The sequence below is a fragment of the Sandaracinus amylolyticus genome, assembly GCF_000737325.1.
GTDB classification, from domain to species: domain Bacteria; phylum Myxococcota_A; class Polyangia; order Polyangiales; family Sandaracinaceae; genus Sandaracinus; species Sandaracinus amylolyticus.
Genome location: NZ_CP011125.1, coordinates 8,881,278 through 8,897,204, shown reverse-complemented (window position 1 = coordinate 8,897,204; position 15,927 = coordinate 8,881,278). Strand labels below are relative to the sequence as shown.

General features: G+C 72.8%; 13 protein-coding genes. 7 read left to right on the top strand and 6 right to left on the bottom strand.

The features are described 5' to 3' along the window. Positions 1-32 precede the first annotated feature (32 nt). Positions 33-1,643 (bottom strand): ATP-binding response regulator, encoded by a 1,611-nt coding sequence (locus tag DB32_RS37435; RefSeq protein ID WP_053237448.1) that lies wholly within the window; start codon positions 1,641-1,643, stop codon positions 33-35. Positions 1,644-1,704: 61 nt separating this feature from the next. On the opposite strand from DB32_RS37435, the gene DB32_RS37430 reads away from it, so the two are divergent. From DB32_RS37430 to DB32_RS37420, 3 genes are all read left to right on the top strand, one after another. Further along, positions 1,705-3,642: a glycoside hydrolase family 15 protein gene (locus tag DB32_RS37430; protein ID WP_053237447.1), complete on the top strand. Its 1,938-nt coding sequence runs from the start codon at positions 1,705-1,707 to the stop codon at positions 3,640-3,642. Between the two features lie 67 nt (positions 3,643-3,709). Then, the gene (gene rpsU, locus DB32_RS47580) at positions 3,710-3,994 is read left to right on the top strand and encodes a 30S ribosomal protein S21 (RefSeq protein ID WP_053237446.1); all 285 of its coding nucleotides are present in this window, start codon (positions 3,710-3,712) and stop codon (positions 3,992-3,994) included. A 99-nt stretch (positions 3,995-4,093) separates the two neighbouring features. After that, a complete protein-coding gene (locus DB32_RS37420; protein ID WP_053237445.1) occupies positions 4,094-4,276 on the top strand; it encodes a hypothetical protein in 183 nt (60 codons plus the stop codon). Positions 4,277-4,285: 9 nt separating this feature from the next. On the opposite strand, the gene DB32_RS37415 is transcribed toward DB32_RS37420, so the two are convergent. From DB32_RS37415 to DB32_RS37400, 4 genes are all read right to left on the bottom strand, one after another. Continuing rightward, positions 4,286-4,747 carry a hypothetical protein gene (locus tag DB32_RS37415; protein WP_053237444.1) on the bottom strand — a complete coding sequence of 154 codons (462 nt, stop codon included), beginning with the start codon at positions 4,745-4,747 and terminating at the stop codon, positions 4,286-4,288. A gap of 33 nt (positions 4,748-4,780) precedes the next feature. Then, entirely contained in the window at positions 4,781-5,296 is a 516-nt protein-coding gene (locus tag DB32_RS37410; RefSeq protein ID WP_053237443.1) for a hypothetical protein, read from the bottom strand. Between the two features lie 247 nt (positions 5,297-5,543). Then, entirely contained in the window at positions 5,544-8,162 is a 2,619-nt protein-coding gene (clpB, locus tag DB32_RS37405) for an ATP-dependent chaperone ClpB (protein ID WP_053237442.1), read from the bottom strand. 159 nt (positions 8,163-8,321) lie between these two features. Next, positions 8,322-11,840 (bottom strand): MYXO-CTERM sorting domain-containing protein, encoded by a 3,519-nt coding sequence (locus DB32_RS37400; RefSeq protein ID WP_157069930.1) that lies wholly within the window; start codon positions 11,838-11,840, stop codon positions 8,322-8,324. A 109-nt stretch (positions 11,841-11,949) separates the two neighbouring features. Between DB32_RS37400 and DB32_RS37395 the strand changes: the two genes are divergently transcribed. Next, the gene (locus tag DB32_RS37395; protein WP_053237440.1) at positions 11,950-12,438 is read left to right on the top strand and encodes a hypothetical protein; all 489 of its coding nucleotides are present in this window, start codon (positions 11,950-11,952) and stop codon (positions 12,436-12,438) included. 17 nt (positions 12,439-12,455) lie between these two features. Here DB32_RS37395 and DB32_RS37390 read toward each other — a convergent pair whose 3' ends face one another. After that, the gene (locus DB32_RS37390) at positions 12,456-13,226 is read right to left on the bottom strand and encodes a glucose 1-dehydrogenase (protein ID WP_053237439.1); all 771 of its coding nucleotides are present in this window, start codon (positions 13,224-13,226) and stop codon (positions 12,456-12,458) included. 72 nt (positions 13,227-13,298) lie between these two features. On the opposite strand from DB32_RS37390, the gene DB32_RS37385 reads away from it, so the two are divergent. Genes DB32_RS37385 through DB32_RS37375 form a run of 3 tightly spaced genes read left to right on the top strand, consistent with a single transcriptional unit; the run spans position 13,299 to position 15,762 of the window. After that, complete coding sequence (locus DB32_RS37385; protein WP_053237438.1) at positions 13,299-15,044, top strand: hypothetical protein; 1,746 nt, start codon at positions 13,299-13,301, stop codon at positions 15,042-15,044. Beyond that, positions 15,044-15,298, top strand: a complete 255-nt coding sequence (moaD, locus tag DB32_RS37380) for a molybdopterin converting factor subunit 1 (protein ID WP_053237437.1) — start codon at positions 15,044-15,046, stop codon at positions 15,296-15,298. The genes DB32_RS37385 and moaD overlap by 1 nt, the downstream gene beginning before the upstream one ends. Next, positions 15,295-15,762, top strand: coding sequence for a molybdenum cofactor biosynthesis protein MoaE (locus DB32_RS37375; RefSeq protein ID WP_240481299.1), 468 nt, complete (start codon positions 15,295-15,297; stop codon positions 15,760-15,762). The genes moaD and DB32_RS37375 overlap by 4 nt, the downstream gene beginning before the upstream one ends. Positions 15,763-15,927: the final 165 nt, after the last annotated feature.

The following is a 15,927-nucleotide window of genomic DNA, read 5'->3' as shown; positions in this document are numbered from 1 at the left end:
AGTCCGCCTTCATCGGCGGGCTCGACCTCGTCTCACGACGGTGCGCTCGTCACGTCCGACGGGCGCCCGATCATCCGCGCGATCTCGCGCGCGAGCTCGATCGGATCGAGCGGCTTGCCCACGTGGCGATCGAACCCCGCCTCGCTCGACGCGCGCGCGTCCTCCTCGCGCACGAACCCGCTGATCGCGATCGCCGGGATCCGGCTGTACTGCGCGGCCGCGCGCCGCACCTCGCGCATCAGCCACCAGCCGTCGTGCCCCGGCATCCCGATGTCGCTGACGAGCACGTCGTAGCGCCCGCGGTCGAGCAGCGCGAGCGCGGGCTCCGCCGCGTCCGCCGCGTCCACCATCGCGCCGCTCGAGCGCAGCCCTTCGCGCACCGCTTCGCGCGAGTCCGGGTCGTCCTCGACGAGCAGCACGCGCGCGCCCTCGAGCAGACCGTGCGCGAGCGGCACCGGCGTCACCGCGCTCGGCCGCGTCGGCATCGCTTCTTCGGCGTGCGGCTGCGCACCGGGCTCGGCGATCGGCAACGACACCTCGAACCGCGCGCCGCGACCACGCCCCGCGCTCTCCGCGCGCACGCGCCCGCCGTGCAGCTCGATCAGCTGCCGCGTGATCGCGAGCCCGATGCCCATCCCGCCGTGCACGCGCGTGCTCGACGCGTCCTGTTGGCGGAAGCGGTCGAACACGTGCGGCAGGAACGCGGGATCGATGCCCTCGCCGGTGTCGATCACGTCGAGCACCGCGCGCTCGTCCTCGCGCCGCAGCGCGACGCGCACGCGCCCGCCGCTCGGCGTGAACTTCAGCGCGTTCGAGAGCAGGTTCCAGGCGACCTGCTGCAGGCGCCCCGCGTCGCCCATCACCGGCACCGCCTCCTCGCCGAGATCGATCTCGAGCACGAGGTGCTTCGCGCGCGCCGACATCCGCACCGACTCGAGCGCGTCGCGGATCGGCACCCGCAGATCGAGCCGCTCGGGGACGAGCGCCATCTTGCCGCCGAGGATGCGCCCGAGGTCGAGCATGTCGTCGATCAAGCGCGCCTGAGCGCGCGCGTTGCGCTCGATCACCTCGAGCCCGCGCACGATCTTCGGGTCGACGCTCGCGCGCTGCCGCAGCAGCACCGCGAACCCGAGGATCGCGTTCACCGGCGTGCGCAGCTCGTGCGAGACGGTGCCCACGAACTCGTCGCGCAGCCGCGCCATCGACTCGGCGTTCGCGCGCGCATCGCGCTCTCGGAGCAGGAGCTTCTCGCGCTCGGCGAGCGCGTCGCTCCGCGCGTCCACCTCGCGCTGCAGGCGGCGCCGCGTGCGCAGGAGCAGCTCGCTCGTCGCCGACATCGCGATCGCGACCGCGAGGAAGAACACGACGCGCACCTGATCGCCGCTGGCGAGCGGTCCCAGCTCGCCCGGTCGTCCCATGAAGAAGACCGAGCCCACGAGCACGCCGAGCACCGCCGCGATCGATCCGCCGAGCATGCCCGCGACCGATGCGCTCACGTACACCGCGAGCAGGAACAGCATCAGCGACGCCGTCGAGCCCAGCCAGGGGCGCAGCCACACGTGCAGCAACGCCACGACGAGCGTCGCGACGGACGCGATCGCGAGCGCCCGCAGGGCGCGTCGGGCCCGAGCGTTGGTGCGCACCGTGCGACGGGCAGCAAGCGCGGTACCGCACCCGGGGCCGCGCGCTACCCTCGAGCTCGCGATGGACCTCTACAGCGCCGCCTCGCGCCTCTCGCGCCCTTTCGTGTTCACCGAGGACGATCGTGATCCGCACCGCGTGGCGCGGCGCCTCGGCATCGCCGCGCGCGGGATCATCGGCGACGGTCTCACGTGCGCGCTGGTGCGCGTCGACGGCGTGATCGACTGGTGCTGCATGCCGCGCTTCGACAGCCCGAGCTGCTTCGGCGCGGTGCTCGATCCCGAGCGCGGCGGGAGCACGTCGATCCAGCCGGTGCGCCGTCCGTTCGAGTCGCTCCAGCGCTACGACCCCGACACCAACGTGCTCGAGACGCTCTTCCGCGTGCCCGGCGAGGGCGTGGTCCGGATCACCGACTACATGCCGTGGACCGACGATCCGCGCGCCGCGATCCACGAGATCCATCGCCGCGTGGAGTGCGTCGAGGGCCGCGTGGAGCTCGAGATCGTCTTCGATCCGCGCTTCGACTACGGCGCGACCGAGACCACGCTCGAGCACGGCGAGCGCGGCGTGCTCGCGCGCGGGACGAGCGGCGACCGCATGGTCGCGGTGGTGCGCGACGCGAAGTGGAGCGCGCGCGAGCGCGGCTCGGGGCTCGCGACGCGCGTCTCGCTCAAGAAGGGCGAGCGCAGGTGGATGGTGCTCTCGTACGCGGGTCGCTCGCCCGAGCCGATCGAGGCGTACCGTCCGTTCGATCACCTGCGCGCGACGCGGCGCGCGTGGCGCCACTGGACGAGCCACGTGACCTACGACGGCCCGTGGCGACACCACGTCGTGCGCTCCGCGCTCTTGATGAAGCTGCTCACGTACGCGCCCACCGGCGCGATCGTCGCGGCGCCCACGACGTCGCTGCCCGAGTGGATCGGCAACACGCGCAACTGGGACTACCGCTACACCTGGACGCGCGACGCCGCGATGGCGGTGCACGCGCTCAACCTCGTCGGCTGTCAGCGCGAGGCGCGCGAGTTCTTCTACTTCGTGCGCGACTGCATGGAGCGCGAGGGCGGCCTGCAGGTGATGTACGCGATCGACGGCCTCGCGGTGCCCGACGAGAAGGTGCTCGAGCACCTCCGCGGTTTCGCCGACAGCCGCCCGGTGCGCATCGGCAACGGCGCGAAGACGCAGCTGCAGCTCGACGCGACGGGCCCGCTCGTCGACGCCGCGTCGATGTTCGAGCGCATGGGTGGCTCGCTCACGCTGCGCACCTGGCGCCACCTGCGCGACGTGGTCGAGATCGTGCGCTGTCGCTGGCGCGAGCCCGATCACGGCATCTGGGAGCCCCGCAGCGGCGAGAAGCACAACGTCGACAGCAAGGCGATGTGCTGGGTCGCGCTCGATCGCGGCGCGCGCATCGCGCGGCTCTTCGGCGACGTCGCGCAGGAGCACGCGTGGAGCGACGCCGCGCGCGACGTGCAGGCCGACGTGCTGCGCGCGGCGCTCGATCCGACCGGCAAGCGCCTGACCGCGGCGTACGGCGTCGACGTGCCCGACGCGGCGCTCTTGAGGTTGCCGCTGCACGGCTTCCTCGAGGCGCGCCACCCGTACGTCGTCGAGACCACCGAGTGGGTGCGCAAGGAGCTCTCGGTGGGGCCGTTCATCCATCGATATCGCCTCGACACCGACGACGGCGTGGGCGGCGACGAGGGCGCGTTCCTGCTGTGCGGGTTCTGGCTCGCGGAGAACCTCGCGCTGCAGGGACGCATCGACGAGGCGCTCGAGGTGTTCGTCGCGCACGCCGAGGCGTCGAACCACGTCGGCCTGCTCGCGGAGGAGATCGACGCGTCGAGCGGCGTGCTGCTCGGCAACTTCCCCCAGGCGTTCAGCCACCTCGGTCTGGTCAACGCGGCGCTGCGGATCGACCTCGGGATGCGCCTCCGCGACGAGGGCTCGCACGCCGCGCCGCACCTCATGATGGATGGATCGCGGCAGGCGGAGCCGAGATGATCCCTCGGCGCTTGCACGTCCCAGGGCCCCGTGCCATTCTCGGCGCCCTTTTCGAGAGGAGCCCTTCGTGAGCGAGGAGACGCAGCAGCGCCCGGAAGGCGCCCCGGCGCAGAACGGGGACGCGATCCAGGTCGGCGACGCGGTGCAGTGCAAGCCCGTCGAGGTCGTGGTCGGTGAGAAGGGCGTCGAGCGCGCGATCAAGCACCTCAAGCGCAAGATGGCCGCCGAGGGCATCCTCCGCGAGCTGAAGCGCCGCCGGCACTACATGAAGCCGTCGGTGAAGCGCCGGAAGAAGGAGTCCGAGGCCGCGCGTCGCCGTCGCAAGCGCGAGAAGCAGCTCCAGGCGCGCTGAGCGCGTCGCGAGAGCGCAGAACAAAGCCCGGCCGCTCGTGAGAGCGCGCCGGGCATTCGCGTTTTCAGCGTGCCGGGTTTCCCGTTCGATGTCTGGGGGATGGTCTCGCCCGCGCCCGCCGCCGGAGCGGTCGAGATGATCAAGATCGTTCGGTCGCCGGGCGGCGGATACCTCGTGCTCACCCGCGAGAACGGGTCCGAGCGCGATGGATGGGTCGAAACGATCGAGGAAATCGAGGCAGACCTCGACGCGCTGCGGGTCGACTGGCCACCGGAAGGGTGACAGCCGTCGTCAGCGCGCGAACACGGCGCGACGATCCGTGATCTCCTCGAGCGCGTCGTCGGGCACGTCCGGATCGATCAGCACCGTGACTCGGGTGCGGTTCCCCTCGAGCGCGTCGGGGTCCACGCACAGCTGGGCCTCGCGCTCGAGCTCTTGGCCGCGCGCCGACAGTCGCGTGATCAGCGCGCGCTCTCGCTCCGCCATCACACGATCCCCGCGATCTTCGTGGCGGTTCGCGCGGTGCTGGCGCTCGAGCGCGAGCCGTAACGTCGCGGTGAGCTGCGAGAGCTGCTCGTCGACGCAGCTCGCGCGCCGCACGTCACCGGCGCGGCGCGTCTCGCCGAGCAGGTGCTGGATGCGCGTCGCGCTGCGCTCGAGCGTGCGTACGACCTCGGAGGATCGCTCCTGCGCGGCGGCGGGCAGCGCGACGAGCGACAGGAACACCACGAGCACGAACGAGCGGTGCAGCATGTGCGCGATCGTGTCGCGCGCATGCGCCGGCGTTCACTCGTGGACCGCGCCCTCGCGGCGGCGCGGCTCGCGGATCGCGTCGCGCGGGACGTCGGCGTCGATGATCGTCGTCACCCGGGTGCGGCCGCTCTCGGTGTCGGCGTCGGGATCCACACAGCGCCGCGCCTCGCGCTCGAGCTCGCGCGCGCGGGGCAACAGGCGCGTGACCAGCGCGCGCTCGCGCTCGGCCATCTCCACGTTGCGCTCGCGCTCGTAGCGCTGGGTGCGCTGGGTGCGCTCGAGCGCGAGCCGCAGCGTCGCCGTGATCTGCGAGAGCTGCTCGTCGACGCAGCTCGCGTGCTGGGTCCGACCGGCGCGCCGCGTCTCGTCGAGCATCCGCTGCACGCGCATCGCCGTGAGCTCGAGCTCGCGCACGACCTCGCTCGGTCGTGGCTGCTCGGCGGGCGCGGAGCTCGTGTCCGCCGCGCGATCGGCCTGTTGGGCCGCCGCGCCGATCGGCGAGACGAGAGTGAGCGCGACGAACGCGAAGAGCGGGAGACGACGCGGCACGAGAGCCTCCGGCGCGGGGCGGCACAACGACCCCGATCGGTCGGAGGAGAGCACTGGACGTTCCAATCGTCGAGTCACGATGAGACGGAACGACAAGGCCCACGTCCGGAGACGCAGGCCCGCCGTTCTTCTCTCGCGCTAGCGGATCACCCCCCGCACAAAATCGGCTCGCCCGCCGGGCCCTACCGTCCGCGCGCTTTCGCGCGCTCCCGTCCGGGACCGGCGGGACGAGCACTCCTGTCGGGGCTCACGCCTCGATGCGCGTCGCGGCTTCGGTCGCGCCGTCGGCGCGGCGGCGGCGGAACGTCAGGTCGTCGCCGCTGCGCTCCACGACGATCGTGTCGCCGGGCTCGAAGCGGCCCGCGAGGATGTCCTCGGCGAGCTTGTTCTCGAGGTGCTTCTGGATCGCGCGCTTGAGCGGGCGCGCGCCGAACACCGGGTCGTAGCCGACCTCGCCGAGGAAGTCCTTCGCGCCGTCGCTGATGTCGAGCGCGAGCTCGCGGTCCGCGAGGCGCTGCGCGAACCGGCGCAGCTGGATGTCGACGATGCCGCGGATCTGCTCGCGACCGAGCCGCTTGAACACGACGATCTCGTCGAGGCGGTTCAGGAACTCGGGCCGGAAGTGCGCGCGCACCTCCTCCATCACCGCGACGCGGATGCCCTCGTCGTCGTCGAGCGCGAGCGTGTGCGTCGAGCCGACGTTGCTGGTCATCACGATGACCGTGTTGCGGAAGTCGACGGTGCGACCCTGGCCGTCGGTCAGGCGCCCGTCGTCGAGCACCTGGAGCAGCACGTTCCACACGTCGGGGTGCGCCTTCTCGACCTCGTCGAAGAGGATCACGGAGTAGGGCCGGCGACGCACCGGCTCGGTGAGCTGCCCGCCCTCCTCGTACCCGACGTAGCCCGGCGGCGCGCCGATGAGGCGCGACACCGCGTGCTTCTCCATGTACTCGCTCATGTCGATGCGGACCATCGCGCGCTCGTCGTCGAACAGGAACTCGGCGAGCGCGCGCGCGAGCTCGGTCTTGCCGACGCCGGTCGGGCCGAGGAAGAGGAAGCTGCCGATCGGACGGTTCGGATCGCCGAGCCCGGCGCGCGAGCGACGCACCGCGTTGCCCACCGCGACGAGCGCGAGGTCCTGACCGACGACGCGCGTGCGGAGCTTGTCCTCCATGTGGAGCAGCTTCGCGCGCTCGCTCTCGAGCATCTTGCTCACCGGCACGCCGGTCCACTTCGAGACGACCGCGGCGATGTCCTCCTCGGTCACTTCCTCCTTGAGGAAGCTCTTCTCGCGCTGGACCTCCGCGAGCTTCGCCTGCGCCTCCTTCACGCGGCGCTCGGACTCCGGGATCTCGCCGTGCTGGATGCGCGCGGCCGCTTCGTAGTCGCGCGTGCGCTGCGCGCGCTCGAGGTCGACCTTGAGGTCCTCGACCTCCTGCTTCGACTCGCGGATCTCCTCGATGAGCTCCTTCTCGCGGAGCCACTGCGCGCGCATCGCGCTCTTCTTCTCGTTGAGCTCGCTGAGCTCGATCTCGAGCTCCGAGAGGCGCTTCTTCGAGGCGGGATCGCTCTCCTTCTTGAGCGCCTGCTTCTCGACCTCGAGCGTGACGATCTTGCGCTCGACCTGATCGATCTCGGTCGGCAGCGACTCGATCTCCATCTTCAGGCGCGACGCGGCCTCGTCGACGAGATCGATCGCCTTGTCGGGCAAGAAGCGATCGGTGATGTATCGATCGCTCAGCACCGCGGCCGCGACGATCGCCGGGTCCTGGATGCGGATGCCGTGGTGGACCTCGTAGCGCTCCTTGAGGCCACGCAGGATGTTGATCGTGTCGGAGACCGTCGGCTGACCGACGAACACCGGCTGGAAGCGACGCGCGAGGGCGGCGTCCTTCTCGATGTGCTTGCGGTACTCGTCGAGCGTCGTCGCGCCGATCGCGCGGAGCTCGCCGCGCGCCAGCGCGGGCTTGAGCATGTTCGACGCGTCCATCGCGCCCTCGGCGGCGCCCGCACCGACGAGCGTGTGGAGCTCGTCGATGAAGAGGATCACGCCGCCCGCTGCGGTCTCGATCTCCTTGAGCACGGCCTTCAGGCGATCCTCGAACTCGCCGCGGTACTTCGCGCCCGCGACCATCGCGCCGAGATCGAGCGCGAGCACGCGCTTGTCCTTGAGCGACTCGGGCACGTCGCCCTGCGCCACGCGGTGGGCGATGCCCTCGACGATCGCGGTCTTGCCCACGCCGGGCTCGCCGATGAGCACCGGGTTGTTCTTGGTGCGGCGCGAGAGCACCTGGATCACGCGGCGGATCTCCTCGTCGCGGCCGATCACGGGATCGATCTTCCCGCCGCGCGCCGCCTTCGTGAGATCGCGCGTGTACTTCTCGAGCGCCTGGTACTTGCCCTCGGGCTCGGCGTCGGTGACGCGCTGGCTGCCGCGCACCTCGTTGAGCGCGGCGAGCACCTTGTCGCGCGTGAGGCCGCGCTGCTCGAAGATCTTCGTGAGATCGTCGCCGCGCTGCGCGGTGATCGCGAGCAGCACGTGCTCGGCGCTCGTGTACTCGTCCTTGAGCGCCTCGGTCTCCTTCCACGCGTCGGTGAGGAGCTGCCGGGTGCGCCGCGAGAGCGCGGGCTCGGCGCCGCCCTTCACCTTCGGCATGGTCGCGAGGCGCTGCTTCATCGCGTCGGCGAGCGCGCGCTGATCGGCGCCCGCCTTCTGCACGACGGGCCCTGCGACGCCGCCGTCTTGCGAGAGCAGCGCGAGCACGACGTGCTCGGGATAGAGCTCCGGGTTGCCCATCTCGGTGGCGATCTGCATCGCCGCCGCGAGCGCCTCGCGCGTCTTGTTCGTCAGTCGGTCGAGTCGCATTGGCGTGCCTCTCGGTGGAAGCAGGCGCGCAACATCCGCGCCAGCGAGCGGCCAAGCTAAACACGCGATCCGAGCGGTCAACGGTGCACGCGCGCGCGACGGAACGACGAGGCCCCGCGACGCGCGCTGCGACGCGGGGCCTCGTTCGTGTGGGATCGCTCAGCGGCGGCGGCGGCGCGTGACCGCTGCGGCGAGCGCGAGCGCAGCGAGCGCGAGGGGCGCGCGGGGCGCGCGGCCCGGGTGCGCACCGGGGACGCTGCAGCTGCAGCCTTCGTCGCCGCCGTCGGGCGGCGTCGTGGTGCCGGCGTCGCTGCGCGTGCCGGCGTCGTTGCCCGAGCCGGCGTCGACGCCGATCGTTCCGGCGTCGGTGCCGCCTGCGTCGACGTCGGAGCCACCGTCGACGTCGGAGCCACCGTCGACATCGGTGCCACCGTCGACATCGGTGCCGGCGTCGGTCTCGCTGCCGGCATCGGTGTCGCTGCCGGCATCGGTGTCGCTGCCTGCGTCGGTGCCGGCATCGCTCTCGGTCGTCGTGCCTGCGTCGGTGCCTGCGTCGACCATCCCGATCACGCCCGCGTCCTCGGTGCCCGCGTCGACGCCGAGCGTGGTGCACGTGCCGTCGCTCGTGCCGCCCGCGGCGATGCTGCACACCTCGCCCGCGCCGCACGCGCGCTCGCAGCACACGCCGTCGATGCAGTGCCCGCTCGCGCAGTCCGCCGCGGCCCCGCACGTGGTGCCCGTCGGGTCGCGGCCGATCGTGCGGGTGCGAACCCGATCGACTCCGTCGACCGCGACGTACGTCGCGAGCCACGGCCCGCCGGTCGCGCCCGCGAGGCTCACGCCGCCCTGCTCGAGCGCGCCGGTCGCGATGCCGAGCGCGGGCGCGTCGAGCACCGTGCCGTCGGTCGCGACGCGCGCGCCGAGCACGTCCGCGTCGCTCGCGGTGCGGCGCGACCACGCGACGAGGTACCGCGCGCCGTCGAACGCGACCGAGGGACCGCTCTCGAAGTCGGTGCTCGTCGCGACGCCGAACCCGCTTCCGTCGAGCGACGCGCCCGCCGCGGAGATGCGCGCCGCGTACACGTCGTCGGGCGTCGCGCCCCCGCTCCGCTGGTCCTGCCACACCACGAGGAAGTTGGTGCCATCGGACGCCACGTCGGGAAGGCCCTGGAGCGCGGCGCCGCCGGCGAGCAGCGTGCCGCCCGCGGGCGTGGGCGAGCTGGTGAAGCGCGCGACGCGCACGTCCGAGTCGCCCGCGTTGCGCGCGTCGGCCCATGCGATCAGGAACGCGCTCGAGCTCGCGGCGACCGACACCGTGCCCTGATCGCCGGGCTCGGTGACGATCGGCGCCGGATCCTGCATCGCGCCGGTGCCGGGGGTGAAGCGACGCGCGTAGACGTCGAACTCCGACTCCGCGTCGGGCGCCTGCTCCCACGCCGCGAGACATCCGAGGCTCGCGTGGCACGCGACCGCAGGCGCGCCTTCGATGCGCGTCGGATCGTTCGCGAGCGCGAGCGGGGCCCCGGCGAGCCCGCTCGTCGTCACGGTCACGGCGTAGACGTCGTTCGCCTCCGAGTAGACGACGACGTAGCTCGTCCCGGTGAACGCGGCGTCGGACACGGTCTGGCGGTCCGGACCGTCGGCGATCGCGAACGCGCTGCCGACGAGCGCGCCGCCTGCGCCGACGCGCGCGCCGTACACGTCGACGACGCCGCCCGCGGTCTCGACCCACGCGACGAGGAACGCGGTGCCGCTCGACGCGACGGTGCTCGCGAGCTGTCGCGACGGACCCGTCGTGAGCACGCGCGCGGTCGCGTCGGTGATCGTGCCGGACGAGCTCACGCGGCGACCGACGATGTCGGTCTGATCGGTGCCGAGCTCGGTCCACGCGACGAGGAACGTCGTGCCCAGCGTCGCGACGATCGGCTGGATGTCGTTGCCGTCGCCGCCGAGCACCAGCCCACCCGCGGTGCCGAGCACCGCGCCGGCGGCCGACACGCGCGTCGCGCGCACGTCGGTGAGCGCGAACGTGTCGTCGAGCGACTCGAGGTACGCGACGAGGAACGTCGCGCCGTTGTACGCGACCGCCGGGACGCGGTACTCGCGCGTCAGGTTCGGGCTGAGCTGCACCGCCGCCGGCGTGCCCACCGGGCCCGCGCTCGGCACGGACGCGCCGTGGATCGCCCAGCGCGTCCCGGTCGCGTCCACGCCCGAGTAGGTCACGAGCCAGTTGCTCGCGCCGCCCGCGATCGCGACGTCGACGCCGAAATCGTTCATCGAGAAGCTCGCGGCGTCCGTGAAGAACGCGCCCGACGGCGCGATGCGGCGCCCCTGCAGCTCCGCCGTGTCCGCTGCGGGCCACGCGACGACGAACGCTGGACCGCCGCCGACGCCCGCGCTCTGCTCGGTCGTCGCGATCGCCGTCGCCGTCGCGTCGAGGCGCGAGCCGTCGCCGATCAGCCGGATGCCGAGCACGCCGAACGGCGCGGCATCGCCGCTGCGCCACACGACGAGCGAGGTCTCGCCCGACGACGCCACGCGAGGCGCGGTCTCGTTCGCGGCGCTGTTCGCGAGCGCGGTGCCGCCGAGCGTCGCGACGGTGCCCGCCGCGTCGACGGTCGTCGTGTACACGTCCCAGTCGACGCCGTTGCGGCCGTCCTCCCACGCCACGACGTAGCGCGTCCCGTTCCACGCGACGCTCGGCGTGCCCTGATCGCCGAGCGCCGGCGCGATCTCGACGACCGACCCGATCGCCGCGCCCGCGGCGGTGAGGCGCAGCGCGCGGACGTCCCAGTCGCCGAAGACCGAGTCGGCGAACACGACGAGCCAGTTGGTTCCGTCGCTCGCGATGGCGGGATCGATCTGGTCGTACGCGAGCGGGCCGTTCACCGGCGTGCCCACCGCGACCTCGGGCCCGATCACCGGATCGAGCACCGCGGGATACCGCGACGACTCGACGAGCTCGCTCGGGACCACGAGCACGAGCTCGCTGCCGCTCCAGCGCACCGGCACGTGCGTGCGCGCGCCCTCGCCGTCGATCCACGTGCCGTGCCCGTAGCGCACGCCGAGCCCGCTCGCGGCCTCGCGGAAGTGCGCGCCTTCGTGGTCCGACGCGACGTGCGCCCAGCCATCGCTCGCGAGCGCGACGTGGACCTCGAGATCGCCCGCGCCCTCGGGGCGACGATCGAATCGCCAGCTCTGCTCGACGCCCTGCGCCGAGTCGCGCACCTGCTCGATCACGGCGCCGCGCGCGAGCTCGATCGTTCCGTCGTGCAGCGTGCGCGACGCCGCGTCGGTGTCGGCGCGCGTCTCGCCGCGCGCGACGCGCGCGGTGCGCACCACGAACGGCGTGCGCGCGCGGATCGCGTCGTCCTGCGAGGGCGGCGTGACCTGTGGCGAGATCGGCGCGCGCTCCCGAGCCGTCCAGTGCGCGGGCGTGAGCGCGATCGCGTCGCCCTGGATCTCCGCGAGGTGCGTGTCGATGCCGGCGACGATGCGCCCGTCGTGCTCGCGGAACCGAGTGCGTGCCTGGAGCACGACGTCGGCGACCTCGAAATGCGGGGTCGTCGTGGTCGCTGGGGGTGTGGGCGTCGCGATCGCGGCGCCGTCGGGCGTGCACCCCGCGAGCACGCACCCGGTCCAGAGCGCGGCGAGCCGCGCGCGTTCGTGTCTTCTCATTGCCCCTCCTCGCCTGATGGCGGCGCGGGGAGGTTACGAGATCACGGCCGTCGCGATCCCCTTTCGCGGCGAACTGGACGCGCGAGATCGCAGGGAGTAGGCGAGGACGATGCGTCGGGAGCTGATCGCGATCGCGGTGCTGGGCATGGTCGCGTGCGACGCGCCGCGCGGGGTCGACGCGCGTTTCTCGACGCCCGAGCACACGATCGAGACGCTGCTCGCGAGCTACGGGCTCGAGGACGCGACGCAGGAGGACATCCGCGCGCGCATGGCCGCGCACGAGCGCTTCGAGCTGCGCGATCGCGCGTCGTTCGAGGCGTGCTTCGCGGATCTCCCGCCGGGCCCGGTGGGCGAGGGGCTCGCGGGGTGGGTGCTCGGTGCGATCGCCGCGGGGCGCGACGAGCTGCGCGTGGAGATCTTCGGCGACCGCGCGACGGTCGCGCCGCGCGAAGGCGTGCGCATCGCGATGCGGCGCGAGGACGGCGCGTGGCGGATCGTGCTCGACGAGAGCGTGCCGAGCGACGTCCGGCGCGCGCTGGACGTGGTCGCGGAGCGGCACGATCGACGAGCGAGAGAGCAGGGGCTCCCGACGGAGTGAGAGCCCCACGCCCCGCGCTAGAGCGTCCAGCCTCCGTCGACGACGACGGTCTCGCCCGTGAAGTACGACCCGGCGTCGCTCGCGAGCAGCAGCGCGATCCCGCTGATCTCGTGCGGCTGCGCGACGCGCTTCAGCGCCGTGCGGCCGAGCACCATGTTCATGATCTCGTCGTTCGCGGTCAGCGCCGACGCGAACTTCGTGTCGACCAGGCCGGGCGCGATCGCGTTCACGCGGATGCCCGCGGAGCCGAGCTCCATCGCGAGCGTCTTCGTCATCGAGATCACCGACGCCTTCGTCATCGCGTACACGCCCTGGAGCGGCATCGCCATCAGCCCGGCGACGCTCGCGACGTTCACGATCGAGCCCGGCGCCTTGCGCGACATGCAGTGCTGCGCGACCGCGCGCGTCGCGTAGAAGTAGCCCTTTACGTTCACTTCGAACGTCTTGTCCCAGGCCGCGTCCTCGATGTTCGTCATCGGGCCGAAGTACGGGTTCGTGGCCGCGTTGTTCACGAGCACGTCGACCTTGCCGAAGCGCTCGACCGCGGCCGCGACCAGGCCCTCGACCTGCTCGCGCGAGCCCGTGTGGCACGCGTGGGCGAACGCCTCGCCCCCGTCGGCCTCGATGCCCGCCTGGACCGCCTTCAGCGCGTCGATCTTGCGCGACGCGAGCACCACCTTCGCGCCGGCCTTCGCGAACGTGCGCGCGATGGACTCACCGATCCCGCGGCTCGCCCCGGTGACGATCGCGACCTTGCCTGTGAGTTGGATGACGGGCTCCACGCTCATGTCCTCCGTGCGAACGTTGTCGAAAGGACGCGCATGATAGCGGCGGATCGCGCTACGTGTATCTTTCGCCCCGTGACCGCGCTCCCCCGTGACCTGGCCGAGTGGCTGCCCGGCGACCTGCCCGCGGGCACCATCGCGGACTGGGCGCTGATCGGGCGCTCGTTCGATCGCAAGCAGGGCGAGGCGCTGGTTCTGCGGCTCGCCGGAGGCGCTCCGTGCCTGCTCACGCGGCCGGAGCGCTTCGAGGCCTTCCGCGCGCTGCCGCTCGCCGGTGATCTCCCGCTGAGCCTCGCGTGGCGCACCGGCGAGCTGCAGCTCGAGGCGCGCACCGTCGACGGACGCGTGCTCGTGTTGTCGCTCCTCGAGATCGAGCGCGATGCGGTGCGGCGGGTGCTCGAGCTCGAGGAGATCGTCGAGGTGCGACGCTCGCCCTCGAGCCATCCGCCGGCGCGCCCGCGCCGGTCGGGCTCGGATCGGCCGTCCACGATGCGCCCGCCCGAGAGCGCCGAGATGGAGGTCGTCCGCATCCCGAAGACCGTGCGCGCCCCGGGCACGCAGCCGCCCCGCGACGTGCCCTCGTCGAGCCCCGCTCCGCGCGCGCCCGCGACGAAGCCCGGCGCGACGCCGTCACCCGCAGCGAAGAAGCCGGCGCCGCTCGCGCGTCGCGACCAGACCCCCGCCTCGATCTCGATCGGCAAGACCGCCGCCACCCGCGAGCCGAGCTCCGAGCCCACGCGCATCGGCGCGTCGAGCGGCAGCGTCCATCCTCCCGCGTTCGCGTCCGAGCCCGCGCCGATCGTGCGCAGCTCGCGCGATCTCGACGCGCTGCGCGCGAGCTTCCGCCACCACTGGGAGCAGGGCGCGCTCGACGAGGCGAGCCAGGTCGCGCGCGCGCTCGCGCACCTCCACGTCGCCGACGCGATGGAGCTGCGCCTCTCGCGCCTGCAGCCCGAGTCGCCGCCCGGCTTCCCGACGCCGCTCTCGCCCTATCTCTTCCGCGCGTTCCTCGCGCACGACGACGAGGACGCGGAGATCGGCCGCCTGCTCGGCGCGCTCTGGCCCGCGTACCTCCAGATGCGCGCGCGCTCCGATCGCGAGCTCGGCCTGCGCCCGCGCGACGAGATCGATCTCGCGCACGTGGGCGGCGGCGTCGGTCGCCTCTTCGCGCACGCCGCGCGCGCGTTCTCGCTCGATCGCCCGCGCTTCTTCCTGCGCACCGACGTCCCGGGCGGCATGGCGCACCTGCACGCGTGGCCCGTCGCGAGCCTCTGCGGCGGCACGCTCGCGACCGGCTTCGACGAGGTGTCGATGCTGCACGTGCTCGGGCACCACCTCTCGCTCTACCGGCACGAGGCGTACTTGATCGCGCTCGCGCCCGCGCAGCTCGAGCTCGAGGCGATCGTGCTCGCGGCGCTGCACCTCGACGGGCGTGTGCCCTCGCAGGACGCGCGCATCGTCGGCCTCGCCGACGCGCTCGCGCGCCACATGGTCCCGCCGGTGCGCGAAGCCCTGCAGAACGCGACCGCCGATCTGCGCCTCGCCGGCGCGGATCCGCGCGCCGAGCTCGCGCACGCGGTGCGCCGTCATCGCCGCGCGGTGCACCACACCGCGGTGCGCGCCGGGTTCGCGCTGTGCGGCGGCCTCGCGGTGTCGGACCGCATGCAGCGCATGATGCCCGCGGTGCCCGGCGTGCTCACCGACGATCTGATCGACGACCTGATCACCTACTCGGTCTCGCCCTCGTGGATGGCGCTGCGCAAGGAGCTCGGCGTCGCGATGGAGCCCTCGGGCGCGAACCCGCCGATCGGGCGCGCCTGATGCGCGTCACGGTGCTCTACTTCGCGGGCGCGCGCGACCTCGCGGGGCGAGCCGAGGAGCGCGTCGACGTGCCCGACGACGTGCGCACCGTCGGCGCGCTCGCGGCGTGGATCGAGCAGCGCGTGCCTGCGCTCGCCGGTCGCGGCGGGTCGCTGCGATGGGCGCGCAACGAAGCGTTCGCCGCGATGAGCGACGCCATCGAGGAGGGCGACGTGATCGCGATCATCCCGCCGGTCGCAGGAGGCTGCGCGTGAGCTGCGTGTCGATCGAGCGCGCGGCGCTGAGCACCGAGCGCGTCGCCGCCGAGGTGCGCCGCCCGGGCGCGGGCGCGATCGTCGTGTTCGAGGGCACGGTGCGCGACGTGAACGACGGTCGCGCGGTGACGCTGCTCGAGTACGAGGCGTACGAGGCGATGGCGCTCGCGGAGATGCAGCGGATCGTCGACGAGCTCGAGCGCGAGATCCCCGACGCGCGCCTCGCCGCGGCGCACCGCATCGGCGCGCTGCACGTCGGCGACGTCGCGGTCGTGTGCGCGGCGAGCGCGCCCCATCGCGGCGAGGCGTTCCACGCGTGCCGCGCGCTGATCGATCGCATCAAGGAGCGCGTGCCGATCTGGAAGCGCGAGCACGGCCCCGACGGCGCGTACTGGGTCGGCTGGGAAGACGCGCGCTGCACGCCGGATCACGGCCACGGCGGCCACGGTCACCACCACGAGTGATTGCGCCGGCAACGGATTCGTCGGACGACACTGAAAGAAATCGCTTGCGCGTCCGCCCTCGGATGCGGTACGAACGATCGACGCTCGGTGGACCCGGTCCCGAGCGATCCCGGCGCGCGCGAGGGCTCCGCGCGTGCACGCTGGACGGTCGATCTCCGGCCGTCG

What these genes read in the sequence shown, in the direction of transcription:
- DB32_RS37415 (WP_053237444.1), bottom strand. Translation starts at nt 4,747, where the DNA reads ATGCTGCACCGCTCGTTCGTGCTCGTGGTGTTCCTGTCGCTCGTCGCG.
- DB32_RS37430 (WP_053237447.1), top strand. Translation starts at nt 1,705, where the DNA reads ATGGACCTCTACAGCGCCGCCTCGCGCCTCTCGCGCCCTTTCGTGTTC.
- moaD (WP_053237437.1), top strand. Translation starts at nt 15,044, where the DNA reads ATGCGCGTCACGGTGCTCTACTTCGCGGGCGCGCGCGACCTCGCGGGG.
- DB32_RS37395 (WP_053237440.1), top strand. Translation starts at nt 11,950, where the DNA reads ATGCGTCGGGAGCTGATCGCGATCGCGGTGCTGGGCATGGTCGCGTGC.
- DB32_RS37400 (WP_157069930.1), bottom strand. Translation starts at nt 11,840, where the DNA reads ATGAGAAGACACGAACGCGCGCGGCTCGCCGCGCTCTGGACCGGGTGC.
- clpB (WP_053237442.1), bottom strand. Translation starts at nt 8,162, where the DNA reads ATGCGACTCGACCGACTGACGAACAAGACGCGCGAGGCGCTCGCGGCG.
- DB32_RS37420 (WP_053237445.1), top strand. Translation starts at nt 4,094, where the DNA reads ATGGTCTCGCCCGCGCCCGCCGCCGGAGCGGTCGAGATGATCAAGATC.
- DB32_RS37390 (WP_053237439.1), bottom strand. Translation starts at nt 13,226, where the DNA reads ATGAGCGTGGAGCCCGTCATCCAACTCACAGGCAAGGTCGCGATCGTC.